This window comes from Alcanivorax sp. 1008, from assembly GCF_020667895.1.
Classification (GTDB): Bacteria; Pseudomonadota; Gammaproteobacteria; order Pseudomonadales; family Alcanivoracaceae; genus PGZG01.
Map to the genome: position 1 here is coordinate 1 of NZ_JAFMPS010000032.1, position 12766 is coordinate 12766.

The window sequence follows — 12766 nt, forward strand, 5'->3', positions numbered from 1 at the left end:
ACCCAAGGATCGGGTCCGTTTCAATAAACTGCAGAAGAGACTGCGCCGTGAAGTGGGCAAGGCGATTGCTGACTTTAATATGATTCAGGATGGCGACAGGATCATGGTGTGCCTGTCGGGTGGCAAGTTATAGGATGTCTCAAATATTGCAGGACTTGCACGACTACTAAATATTCGGTATATTATTGATATATAAGAAGAAAATAATTTTTTCTGCTTTACATTTATAAGATTCTCTTGCTAGCTTTCTTGGGAGGCTGGTAGGCGAGCTATAAATGATGAAGGTGAAAAAATATAAGTTGGGCGGGGCTCAATTCGTTTCCCTTGTTAATGAGGACGACTGCCCATACGACCCGTACGTATCCTGCTATCTTAGGCAGAGGCTGGCTTCCCGCGCATTTAACACCGCCTTGCGTTCAGCCAATGAGTTGCTCTTCCTCTTCGCATATTTCGATTCTCGCTCCATTAATTTGACCGCTCGGATTTCCAGTGGTGAGTTGATATCCATTCCAGAGCTCACAGGCTTCCTTGAGCATAGCCTCAAGACAAGATCGAAGTCTGATGAAGACGTGATCCAGTTCTCTTCCGTCAAAAGCAAGGCATTTAGGAATGCCCTGGCAGCTAATCGTCGCCTGGAGAAAAAAGTGGCAGGGCCAACTGCATCAGGGCGACTACGTCAATTGCGGTTCTACATTGAGTGGCTATTTGATCAGTTTCATGGGGGGCGTAAATTTGAAGAGGCGTTGCTAAAGAGATTCAAAACTCTATTGAATAAAATAAAGCTATATGAAAACTCGCTTGGGCGAAGACATCCAAAAACTCGCCAAGATTTTGAAAACGCAATTCCCAAGGAAATACTTGAAAGACTGATCAGTATTGTTCTTCCAGAAAGCGAAAATAATCCATTTAGGATGTGTCGTTTGAGGAACTATCTAATTGTACATGTATTACTACAAACGGGTATTCGGAGAGGCGCGTTAGCGAAGCTAAAAATTTCTGATTGTGATTTCTTCGCAGGAAGAAATCTCTTGCGTATTTATAGGTCTTCAACCGATGGTGCTGACCCAAGAAATGATCGTCCAAACCAGAAATCTGGTAATCACATTGTAGAGATTAGTTCGGGTTTGGCGAAAAGGCTGAAGTACTATATAGACCAGGTTAGAGAAAAATATGACGGATCCAAGAACCATGATTTTATTTTTATTGCCGAATGCAACACTTCATGGTCGGCTGGGGCGCCGATTTCCGTAAAGCAAATTAATAACTTATTCTGCACTTTGTCGAAATCTCTTTGTTTTAGGGTTCACCCTCACCTTCTTAGGCATTACTGGAATGATGAGTTATCGGCTTTGGGTGAGAAAAATAAGATTGAAACTGCAAAGCTTGAAGAGCTGCGGCGGCAAGGTATGGGGTGGTCTGCGAATTCAGATATGAGTCGCATCTACAACGATCGGCATATGCAGCGCGAAGTAAATCAATTAATGCTTGAGCGGCAGCTTGAGGCACTCTCTGGGAATGGCGATGAATTCTAGTGCCTTAAATAACCTGGTCGGCGAATTTAGTCTACCTAAAAATGTGCCAGAAAAATTTATTTGCAGGTCAGGCCTGGAAGTTAACTCCCGTAAATTAATGTGGCGGTTATTGGTTAATTCTGGGAAAGGTCATACATTGGATCTGTCATGGCTTGTAAGTAGAAAAATACCAGGCCCAGATAAGGATAAAATTCTGGAGGTTATGCAGTACTATGCCCAAAACAGGAGTGCAGGCACGACAGTCACTGTTAATTATACGATAAAGGCCAATCTGAGTAAGGGAATTTTGGGTCTCACTGATGTTTGTAATCTTTGGCCTAGCCTCAAATCTGGGGCCAAGAAATCGCTTAATCAGTTCTATGGAACATTGGCTCTTCTTGGCTACGAAGAGTTCGAGTCGATTCATGAGTTTACCAGGTCATCGTTACCAACCCATAGATTAGATCCGTTGTGTCCGGACAAGGGGCGACTCCCTGATCTTCAGTACAGCTATCTATTCAAAAGGCTGATTGCAGATCTCTCTAGCTTTGACTGGTCGCCTGATAAGGAAATGTCCTATTTTTCGGAGCCTGGCGGCCGCAACAAATCAGGTTTCTCAACTGCCAGAAATCTGATTTCTCGAATGCTTTCATTTTGCACTGTTAGGCGACCGCTTCAGATATCGTCCCTAAAATGGTGTGATATTATTTCGTTCGGATCGACATTCTCGGATGATAGAATATTAAGAGAGAATGAAGTAAAAAGTATTGGATTTGGCGGACTCCAAATACGTTTTCACTACGTTAAAAGTGGGGGTGGATCAGTAAATATTCGAGAATATCCAGAGCCGTATCCTTTTCCAATTGCCGAAGATTTTTCTGTATATATCGACCTATATAAGCGCCAGTATGCAAGTGGATTAAGGCTTGTTTTGGATGCATTGGGGTCTGTGACTACCCCTGAAGTCGTTCTTAAGCAAATGCTGAATATGCCAGTTTTTCCAGACATCTCTTTATTTAATCAGGAAATATACGGAGAGAAATTTATTGATGAATTGTTTTCAGATAAGTCCCTTTTTTTGCATGTGTCGGAGCAAACAGTCAGCAAGGCTGTTGGCGAGGGGCTTGAGCGCGTTGGAACAAATCGACTCAGGCATACAGCGCTGACGAGAGCGGCGGAACAAGGTTTGGATGCCGCGCGCCTGTCTAAGATGACGGGAGTTACTGTCCCTGCTGCTCGCTGTTATGTTGACCTTGATTACGAAGCGAGGCGTAGAATCGACCAAAAATACCGCGCAAATGAATTCCTTTCGAATGTTTTCAATCCTCCGAGGTCTCTGGACGCTCCTATTTCGGAAGACGTCGTGTTAGATGGGGCTAATACTGTTGGTTCCACAATCCAGTCTTCAGGGTGTAATTCCTGCGCGGCCAGGATTGCTCGTCCTGTTTCCTGCTACGGATGTCAAAACTTCATTCCACTGCTAGAGGGAGATCACAAAGGACTGTTGGAGAAATTGGAACTGAAGATCAGCGCGAATCAGTCAAGAATTTCAGGGCCAGATCAGGACAGGGTTACAGAGGCTATGCAGATTCAGGCGGAAAAGATACGTGTTGTCATAGAGGCCTGTGACCAGGCTTTAGCCAATAGGCGTCATCTAGATGATTAACCGTTTCATTAGTAGCTTAGAGGCTCTTAACTCAGATTTATCCGAGGAGGTGCCTTGTTGCTTTGAGTCAAGTTATGGTAAGGCTGCATCCTGGGACGACCTTGTCTGGTATTACGTTGACCCATCAACTTCAAGGCGAACCAGATTCCTTTGCACAATTTTTTCTGGTCGCAAGGATATATCTGACAGCTCAATTAGCAAGGATCGGGCCTTGCCATCGCTGTACATTATTTTATTCAAAAAATTTCTTATTCGGTTGTGCTCTGAACCGGTTTCAGCTGGCTATCGACAAACAAAGGCGTTGGCAGCAAGAAAGATACTGTCTCTTCAGGGGCCTTTACATGCGATACCTGATTCTGCGTGGGCTGGCGAGCCATATTCCAAATCATTTTATGAATTTTGTGGCGGTCATGGTCTGGTTCCTTCATATCTAAAGCCACGTTGGATGTGCGATGACAAAAGGGATAGGACGGGGCATAACATAGTTCGATCTCGGGCACAAAAAATACCTGGTGAAGATGTCATTTCCGCAATTGGGAAGATATTTTGTACATCATTCGGGTTTTCAGAAGAGGGTTTTTCTAGAGCCAAGGTTGCGTGTGTGTCGGACGCCCTAGTATCCACTGTATTTCTTCTATGTTTGGCGTCCCCCAATAGGGCGGCGGCGGAGATCCCGATATTGCCTAATCAGCGCTTGAAGAGATACAGGCCCGATAAAAACGATTACGTATATTACCTAGACTGGAGAGGCAGTAAGGGCTTTGGAAGTTATAAGAATCATGTTCTGCGAAGCCTCTCGGCGCAAGTTGAAGTGGCTCTGGAATTTTTTTCTGAATATTGTGAGCCATTAAGGGTTCTTGCTAGATTTTATGAAGATCAGTCATTACCTCTTCAGGAATTACTTGGCGAATTTACGATTCCTTCAAGAAGGCTGAAAAATATTAATCTTGCCAGGCCGGCAAATTTGTTTGTGCTTGGGTACGCTCTGGGTTTTTACGAAGACAATCTTCAGATTTCTGTCGTTGAAGATGAGGCCGGAATTATTTCATGCCCTGTAAATTCCGGTAAAAAAAGGCGATTTCTTTGTAGAAAGAATATCTGGGAACTAGATTATGGGCATAAGGTCTGGATTTCAAAGAGTACTCATTCTGCTTTTCATGATCTTCTAATTCTGCCAAAAAGCTCCACTCCGCCTGAAGGCCTGGTGGGGGTTCTGTCCTTGGGTGATCTTGAGGCGTGGTGGTTGGATTATTTCAAATCCGTATTTTTCCCTTCGTTTCCGAACGGCTTTTCTAAGTCCGAGCAATTCGGACGTGTTAGAAATCTAATGTTTGTTTTTTCTTCTCGCCAGTTAAATATGAATTCCCCGGGAAATAGAAAGTACGCTAAGTCAGCCTTCGCTATCCTTGAGCCAAAGACGCTGTTTTCACACGTTTCGACTAGGGCTGGGTACTCAAAAAATCTTTCCTCTGAATATTCGATATTTGTTAAGCATGGTTATCCAGATTATCGGATTCGGCTTCATGATTTCCGGCACTATGCGAATACTGTTGGCTATGAAAGTGATATCGGAGTGGAAATTCTTTCCGCCTGGTCTGGCAGAAAAGATGTTAAACAAACCTATGAATATATTCACACTTCGCCTTCGGACATTGCTGGGATGGTTCGAGAAGTATTTGAGCGTGGCGGCGACCCTGAATGCTCTGATTCTCTCTTTTTGAGCGTCGATGAAATTTCTCATCTAGCAAAGCTTCCTGCGTCCATTACGTCAACTGGTATTTGTGTTCAGGATCTAAATATTACTCCGTGTATTTATTTAAACGATTTTGTTTCTCAATGCTTTATGTGTTCGTCATCATGTCATATTGCGGGTGATAACGAGTCAATAGAGTTTTTGAAGAAGGATGCTGAGCTTCAGGCCAGGCGGCTTGATTTGATTTCGGCTGATCCGCGGTTTGCTAGTTCAAGTGCAATGAAAAGTTGGTTTCACACGCACGATAAAAACGTGCAGATCCTAGGGTGTCTTGTGAAATTGATGGAGGAGAGAGAGCCGGGATCAGTTATTAAGTTTTCCAGGGAGCGAATGGCATTCAGCATTTCGCTTCCTGACGGAAGCAAATTTGAGAATCTGAGGATTCAAATGGCGAATTTTGGGAAAGATAAACCTTCTGATCAGTCGTGCTTGAAAATGTCTTACGATCGAGGTGAAAACAATGAAGATCTGAAAAATGTGCTTGGAAAATTTGGTCTGAAGTGCGGAGGTTAAGGTGGCGAATATTAAAATAACCCCTGAGTTTGAAAGCGAAATTGAGGTCATGATAAATGCTTGGGAAGGTAAGCTGACCTTTAAGTCTTTGGTTTCTCGTATTTTTGAAGAAACAGGCGTTTCTGTAACCCGTCAGGCGCTCGTTGAATACCAGTCAATACGGAAGGCTTATGATTCGAGAAAATCCTTCTTGAAAAGGGCGTCGAGCAAGCGCCGAGGGCAAGACTGTATATCCTCGCGCGACGGCGTTGCAATCAAGAGGTTGAGATCCGAAATCGAAATTTTGACAAGGAAAAACGCTGAGCAGCTTTGTATGATTGAGCGGATACTTGCCAATGCCTCTGAAATCCATGCAATCGATCTCCGGGACCTAGTAAAGGGTCGCTCTGAAGAGGCCTTGTAATCGTGTTGAACTCTCCCGCCGAAACTCTATTGCAGCCTGGTGCCAGAAGTTCGTAACATGCTGTCCTAAAAAGAAAATTGTGCCTATACATGGTGGTCGAGGGCGAGGTTATTGTCACCGTCGCCAGGAAATCAGCCCGTTACAGGCAAAAGTACAACAACCCGGGCAAGTCAGTGCGGCACTGGCAGGCCCGATGCAGGCAGGGCCGCGTCTGGTGTAGTGCCTAGAGATAGCCCAACCTTCGTAGTAGCATGCCCTTTTCCAGTCCCGGGCAGCGTCTGTCTTTGCCGTCAGGGCCGCCCGCTCCGGCCACAGGAAGGCAGCCCGGGCCTGTAGCAGTAGCCATAACAATTCAGGGAGTCTCCGTGAATACCGAAAACCATTCCCAGACCGCCGCCTTTATCTGGTCGGTCGCAGACCTCCTGCGTGGTGATTTCAAGCAGTCCCAATATGGCCGGGTGATCCTGCCCTTTACCTTGCTGCGCCGGCTGGAGTGCGTGCTGGAGCCCACCAAGGCCGCGGTGCTGAAGGCCGCCGAGGCCAACAAGGACAAAACCGACGCCGTGCGCGAGAAGCTGCTGCTGCGCGCCGCCGATCAGCAGTTCTTCAATGCCTCGCCGCTGTCCCTGGCCCAGCTCTCGGACACTCAGACCAGCGACGATCTGATGAGCTATGTGCAGTCCTTCAGCAAGGACGCTCGCGACATCTTCGACAATTTCCACTTCGAGGACTTCGTCCAGCAGCTGGGTGAAGCCGACCTGCTCTACCAGGTGGTGCAACGCTTCGCATCGATCGACCTGAGCCCCAAGCACATCAGCAACTTCGGCATGGGGACCATCTTTGAAGAGCTGATCCGCAAGTTCGCGGAAAGCTCGAACGAAACCGCCGGGGAGCACTTCACCCCACGCGACATCGTCCACCTGACCACCTCGCTGGTGCTCACCGGCCAGGACAACAAACTCAAGCCGCACAGTATCGTCACCATCTACGACCCGACAGCCGGAACCGGCGGCTTCCTCTCGGAAGGGGACGAGTACATCCAGCAGGTTAGCAAGCAGGTCACGGTGTCGCTGCATGGCCAGGAGCTGAACCCGGAGTCCTTCGCCATCTGCAAGGCGGACATGCTGATCAAGGGGCAGGACGTCGGCAACATCAAGCTGGGCAACACCCTGTCCGACGACCAGCTGGCCGACACCCGTTTCGACTTTATGCTCTCCAACCCGCCGTTCGGCGTGGAATGGAAGAAGGTGCAGAAGCAGGTCACCGACGAGCACAAGCTGAAAGGTTTTCAGGGCCGCTTTGGCCCCGGCCTGCCGCGCGTGTCCGATGGCTCCTTGCTGTTCCTGCTGCACCTGGTCAGCAAGATGCGCGACCCGCGTGAGGGCGGCTCCCGCATCGGCATCATCCTGAATGGCTCGCCACTGTTTACCGGCGGCGCCGGCAGCGGCGAATCTGAAATCCGCCGTTACCTGCTGCAGAACGATCTGGTGGAAGCCATCGTCGCGCTGCCCACGGATATGTTCTACAACACCGGCATCGCCACCTATGTGTGGGTGCTGAGCAACAACAAGCCCAAGGCGCGCAAGGGCAAGGTGCAGCTGATCAATGCGGTGAACCGCTACAGCAAGATGCGCAAGTCCCTCGGGTCCAAGCGCCAGTACATTGACGACGCCAATATCGACGCCATCGTGCGTCTGTACGGTGACTTCAAGGAAAACGAAGAGAGCAAGATATTCCCGGTGGAAGCCTTCGGCTACCGCCGCATCACCGTCGAGAGGCCGCTCAAGCTGAACTTCCAGGCCAGCGCCGAACGCATCGCCAAGCTGGCTCAGGAAACTCCGCTGGCCAAACTGGAGCAGGACGAATTGCAGGCCATCACCCGAGCCTGCCAGCGCCTGAATGCCGACAAGCTGTACCGCAACCGCGACGCCTTCCTGAAGGATCTGAAAAAAGCCCTCAAGGCCGAAGACGCCAAACCCGGCGCGCCCCAGCTCAAGGCCATTCTCAATGCCCTGTCCGAGCGCGATGACGACGCCGACATCTGCACCGACAAGCACGGCAACCCCGAGCCGGATACCAGTCTGCGCGACAACGAGAACGTGCCGCTGGGCGAATCCATTCACGACTACTTCGAACGCGAAGTGAAGCCCCATGTGCCGGATGCCTGGATCGACGAAAGCAAATGCGATGAACAGGATGGCGAGGTCGGCATTGTCGGCTTCGAGATTCCGTTTAATCGCCACTTCTACGTATTCAAGCCGCCGCGCCCGCTGGACGAGATTGATGCCGATCTGAAAGCCTGTACCGACAGGATCAAGCAGATGATTGCGGGGCTGTCGGCATGAGTTTTTCTGCTTATCCGCAATACAAGGACTCTCGGATCGTATCCCTCGGAGAAATTCCGAGTCATTGGGTCGTGACGCGGCTTCCCTACGTCATATTTGAAAATAATGCCGGCGAGGTGATTGATAAGAATTTCTGGGGCGACGGATCAGAGCTTCTTTACACATGCGCCAAGCAGCCACTACTTTCTGACTATAAAGATTTTCCAGACAGGAAAAGAACGAGAGCAAATGATCTGCTCCTTACAAGGAATGGAACCCCGTATGTTCATCTTCCAAGTCCCGGAGCTATTTACTCCAACGTAGTTCAGCGCGTCAGCCTCATGCCTGGCATTGATCAAAAATTTTTGAGGTCCGCTATAGATGTGGCTACACGGGATCTTGTGGGCTATGGAGTATCAATCGCAAGTTTCAACTATGAAATGTGGGCTGCGCTTCGTATACCGTTGCCTGATTATGATGAACAAATAAAAATTGCTAGCTTCCTCGACCACGAAACCGCCAAAATCGACGCCCTGATTGCCGAGCAGCAGCGCCTGATCGAACTGCTCAAGGAAAAGCGCCAGGCCGTCATCTCCCACGCCGTCACCAAAGGCATCAACCCCAACGCCCCCATGAAAGACTCCGGCATCGAATGGCTCGGCGAAGTGCCGGCGCATTGGGAGGTAATCAGATTAAAGCAATGTTCAAACTTTATTACTTCAGGGCCGCGAGGATGGTCTGATTTTATCTCCGATGATGGGGGGAGTGTATTTCTTCAAAGCGGTGATTTGGATGATGAGCAGAATGTGCTTGTAGAAAAGGCAAAGCGCATCTCACCTCCTGAGGGAGCGGAGGGTGTCAGAACAGAAGCGAGATCTGGTGATGTACTGGTGTGTATTACTGGTGCAAACACAGGGCGAGTGGGGGTAATCAATGAGGTCTCGGATACAACCTATGTCAATCAGCATCTTGCATTGATTCGGATCGACCAAGGGAAGGCTTGCCCCAACTTTGTTGCTTTCTCTTTGTCCAGTCATGAAGGACAGTCATATTTTTCGGTGGTGCAGTATGGGCTTAAAGAAGGGCTATCTTTGGCAAATGTAGATAATGCCCCTCTTTGTCTTCCGCCCCTGTCTGAGCAGCATGCAATTGTTGAGATAATTAGTACGCGACTCTTGGAAATATCTGATCTTTTGGTTGAGTCTGAGAAGGTGATTCAGATTCTGAAGGAGCGGAGAGCTGCTGTAATATCAGCCGCTGTAACTGGCAAAATTGACGTCCGCAACTGGCGGTCGCCTAACGTTAAAGTTGAAAGGGATGCACAGAATCTAGATATGGAGGTTTCATTTTGAGCCAAGGACGCAGCATCCGGCTTTTTCTGGTGGACGGCACCCCGAACGGATTGCTGACCGCTGAAATCATGAACTGGACGGGTCACGCCCTGACCGGTCCGCGCAGCAAGCTGCCAGAGCTGGTGCAGCGCCCAGAGTGTGCCCGTACCGGCATCTACTTTTTGATTGGCCCTGATCCTGACAATGCCATTCGCCCGTTGGTGTACATCGGCGAATCGGATGATGTGGCCAAACGTCTCAAGCAACACAACCGGCCTGAAGATCAGGGCGGCAAAGACTTTTGGGAAAAGGTGTGCCTGATTACCAGCAAGGATCAGAACCTCACCAAAGCACACGTTAAGTACCTTGAAAGCCAGCTGATTGCGCTGGCGAAGCAGTCCGGACGCTGTGGCCTCATGAATGGCACGGCCCATGACTACACCATGTTGCCGGAATCCGATCAGGCGGATATGGCATTTTTTTCCGAACAGATAAGAACGATCCTGCCCGTGCTGGGGTTCGATTTCCTGCGAGAGCGCCAGAAGGTGTCTGCTACCTTGGTGGAGCAAAAGACAGCGCAGGAAGCGCCGGTATTCTTCGAGATGGAGCTGCCCAAGCATGGCATTACAGCAAGAGCGCGAGAGGTTGATGGCGACTTTGTTGTGCTTGCTGGAAGCAAGGCCCGCAATGGCTGGGTCAGCAGTAGCGACTACACAAGCTACCGGCCCCTGTATCAACAACTGACCGCAGATGGCGTTCTGGTGCCGGATGAGTCCGGCAATGTGCGCTTCGCTCAGGATCAGATATTTTCCAGTCCCAGCGCTGCCGCAGCAGTGGTTTCGGGGCGATCTGCGAACGGACGTCTGGTTTGGATTGAGCGTCAGACCGGCAAGCCCTATGGCCTATGGCAGAGCGAGCTGGTCGATTTACAAACAGTAGATCAGGAACAGATCAACCCGTCCTAGATTTTTATCGCAACACGGTTTCATAACAAGGGAGTACGCAAGCAATGGCAAAGCAGAAATCTACAGCACTACAGAGTGTCCTGGTCGCCTTTCTTTTCGCTTCACTTTTGGGATGTTCTTCACCCATTCCTGAACAGGACTTTCTGTCACTGGAAGCAACGTACAGCTCGCGACATGGGGAACTCGGGCTTGATGGTATTAGCGTTGGGAAGCTCCTAAGGGGTATCGATCCCAATGCAGAAGTACATTGGGAGGAGCTGCCCGGCAAGTCATGGAAGTATATCGCGGAGACCGGCGTCACGAAAATGGAGCTTGTTTTTGCTGAAAAGGACAACCCAAAGAGAGCTGTACTGACAACAGTAGTTATCGATGGTGAACAAATGCCTCTTGCGACCATGACAACACTGGTTCCGAATATGGCATTCGCCGCCGAAGAGGCTGGGAATTAAGCTCAGTAGAATATTGCTGTGCTGCTGGCAGCGCAGCAACACGACATAGCACTGTGATAAATAGCTCAGACGAGGGTGGCATGGCAGACAGCCGCGAAGCACAGTTTCAGCAGGACATCATTCAGGCTATGACCGCCAACGGCTGGCTGACCGGCCCGGCCAGCGGTTATGACCGAATTCATGCCCTCTACCCTGAGGATCTGGTCGGCTATGTGCGGGAGGCTTGGCCGGAGCGCTGGGACAAGTTCTGCAAGAACCACCCCCAGAATCCAGAAGCTGCCCTGATCAAGGCCGCGGTGCGGGAGCTGGAGCGCCACGGCACTCTGGAGGTGCTGCGTCATGGCTTCAAGGTGCCGGGGGTCAAGCTCGACCTGTGCAGCTTCCAGCCGGACCATGGCATGAACCCGGAATCTCTGGCCCGCTACGGCGCCAACCGGCTGCGGGTGGTGCCGGAGGTGTCTTACTCGCCCCACGCACAAGAGGGGAAGTACAACCCGCGTCTGGATCTGGTGCTGTTCGTTAACGGCATCCCGGTGGCCACGCTGGAGCTGAAAAGCGGCTTCAAACAGCCCATCGAGAATGCCAAGCGCCAGTACCGCCAGGACCGCCCCACCCGCGACCCGCTCACCCGCAAGCCGGAGCCGCTGCTGACTTTCAAGCGCGGCGCGCTGGTGCACTTCGTCGTGACTCAGGACGAGGTGGCCATGACCACCCGGCTGGCCGAGCAGGCCACCTGGTTCCTGCCCTTTAACATGGGGTCCGAAGAAGGAGGCGCCGGCAACCCGGCCCCGGCGGATGAACATCACTACGCCACCTCCTATCTCTGGGACCGGGTGTTCGCCCCGCATGCCTGGCTGAAAATTCTCGGCCGCTTCCTGCATTTGCAGAAAGAGGTGAAAGAGGATTTCGGCGGCAAGCGCATCACCAAGGAAACCCTGATTTTCCCGCGCTTCCATCAGTGGGAGGTGGTCAACACGCTGCTCGACACCACCCGGCGCGAGGGGGCGGGCAAAAAATATCTGATCCAGCACAGCGCCGGTTCCGGCAAGTCCAACTCTATTGCCTGGACGGCGCATCAACTGGCCTCGCTGTATGACGAGGCGGGCAATCGCCTGTTCAACTCGGTGATCGTGGTCACCGACCGCACCGTGCTGGATAGCCAGCTGCAGAACACCATCTATCAGTTCGAACACGCCAGCGGTGTGGTGCAGCCGATCAGTCGCGATATTGGCAACCAGAGCAAGGCCGAGCAGCTGGCTCAGGCACTGGCGGATCAGGTGCGCATTATCATCGTCACCATCCAGACCTTTCCGGCTCTGTACGATGCACTGGACAAGCGCCCGGAGCTGGCCGGTGGTCGCTACGCCGTGATTGCCGACGAGGCGCACTCGTCACAGACCGGCAGTTCCGCCACCAAGCTGAAGGCCATTCTTGGCGTCGATACCCCGGACAAGGAAGAGATCAGCGCTGAAGAGCTGCTGGACGCCGCTGTATCGTCGCGCAAGCCCAGTGAGCGCATCAGTTACTACGCTTTTACAGCGACGCCGAAGGCCAAGACCCTTGAGCTGTTCGGTCGGCCGCCGAATCCCGAGCTGCCGCCCAGCGCCGATAACAAGCCGGAGGCGTTTCACTTGTACTCGATGCGCCAGGCCATCGAAGAAGGTTTTATTCTCGATGTGCTGAAGTGCTACACCACCTACAGCACTGCCTGGAAATTGTCGCACCCCGATGCTGACGACACCGAGGTGGAATCGAAAAAGGCCTCTGCCACGCTGGCGCGCTGGGTGCGCTTGCATCCGCACAATATCAACCAGCGGGTAGAAGTGATTGTGGAGCACTTCCGTGGCCATG

The 12766-nt window shown here is 50.9% G+C and carries 9 protein-coding genes and 1 pseudogene; all 10 read left to right on the plus strand.

Translation table 11 applies throughout. The annotated features are described in order from the left end of the window. A pseudogene (locus J1C54_RS15360) lies at window positions 1–127 on the plus strand (tRNA 2-thiocytidine(32) synthetase TtcA); the annotation flags it as partial. A 148-nt stretch (window positions 128–275) separates the two neighbouring features. Next, window positions 276–1532: a site-specific integrase gene (locus tag J1C54_RS15365; protein ID WP_229149618.1), complete on the plus strand. Its 1257-nt coding sequence runs from the start codon at window positions 276–278 to the stop codon at window positions 1530–1532. Next, the gene (locus J1C54_RS15370; RefSeq protein WP_229149619.1) at window positions 1522–3177 is read left to right on the plus strand and encodes a hypothetical protein; all 1656 of its coding nucleotides are present in this window, start codon (window positions 1522–1524) and stop codon (window positions 3175–3177) included. Before J1C54_RS15365 ends, J1C54_RS15370 begins: the two co-directional genes overlap by 11 nt. Next, on the plus strand, window positions 3170–5443 hold the full coding sequence (locus J1C54_RS15375; protein ID WP_229149621.1) for a hypothetical protein: 2274 nt from the start codon (window positions 3170–3172) through the stop codon (window positions 5441–5443). Before J1C54_RS15370 ends, J1C54_RS15375 begins: the two co-directional genes overlap by 8 nt. Before the next feature lies 1 nt (window position 5444). After that, entirely contained in the window at window positions 5445–5846 is a 402-nt protein-coding gene (locus J1C54_RS15380) for a hypothetical protein (protein WP_229149623.1), read from the plus strand. Between the two features lie 365 nt (window positions 5847–6211). Then, the gene (locus J1C54_RS15385) at window positions 6212–8191 is read left to right on the plus strand and encodes a class I SAM-dependent DNA methyltransferase (RefSeq protein WP_229149625.1); all 1980 of its coding nucleotides are present in this window, start codon (window positions 6212–6214) and stop codon (window positions 8189–8191) included. Continuing rightward, on the plus strand, window positions 8188–9522 hold the full coding sequence (locus J1C54_RS15390; protein WP_229149628.1) for a restriction endonuclease subunit S: 1335 nt from the start codon (window positions 8188–8190) through the stop codon (window positions 9520–9522). The genes J1C54_RS15385 and J1C54_RS15390 overlap by 4 nt, the downstream gene beginning before the upstream one ends. Continuing rightward, on the plus strand, window positions 9519–10466 hold the full coding sequence (locus J1C54_RS15395; protein ID WP_229149631.1) for a GIY-YIG nuclease family protein: 948 nt from the start codon (window positions 9519–9521) through the stop codon (window positions 10464–10466). The genes J1C54_RS15390 and J1C54_RS15395 overlap by 4 nt, the downstream gene beginning before the upstream one ends. A gap of 44 nt (window positions 10467–10510) precedes the next feature. Continuing rightward, entirely contained in the window at window positions 10511–10915 is a 405-nt protein-coding gene (locus tag J1C54_RS15400) for a hypothetical protein (RefSeq protein ID WP_229149632.1), read from the plus strand. An 80-nt stretch (window positions 10916–10995) separates the two neighbouring features. Further along, window positions 10996–12766 (plus strand): type I restriction endonuclease (locus J1C54_RS15405; RefSeq protein ID WP_229149633.1); only part of this gene is annotated, 1771 nt, incomplete at its 3' end.

What these genes read in the sequence shown, in the direction of transcription:
- J1C54_RS15365 (WP_229149618.1), top strand. Translation starts at nt 276, where the DNA reads ATGATGAAGGTGAAAAAATATAAGTTGGGCGGGGCTCAATTCGTTTCC.
- J1C54_RS15370 (WP_229149619.1), top strand. Translation starts at nt 1,522, where the DNA reads ATGAATTCTAGTGCCTTAAATAACCTGGTCGGCGAATTTAGTCTACCT.
- J1C54_RS15375 (WP_229149621.1), top strand. Translation starts at nt 3,170, where the DNA reads ATGATTAACCGTTTCATTAGTAGCTTAGAGGCTCTTAACTCAGATTTA.
- J1C54_RS15390 (WP_229149628.1), top strand. Translation starts at nt 8,188, where the DNA reads ATGAGTTTTTCTGCTTATCCGCAATACAAGGACTCTCGGATCGTATCC.
- J1C54_RS15400 (WP_229149632.1), top strand. Translation starts at nt 10,511, where the DNA reads ATGGCAAAGCAGAAATCTACAGCACTACAGAGTGTCCTGGTCGCCTTT.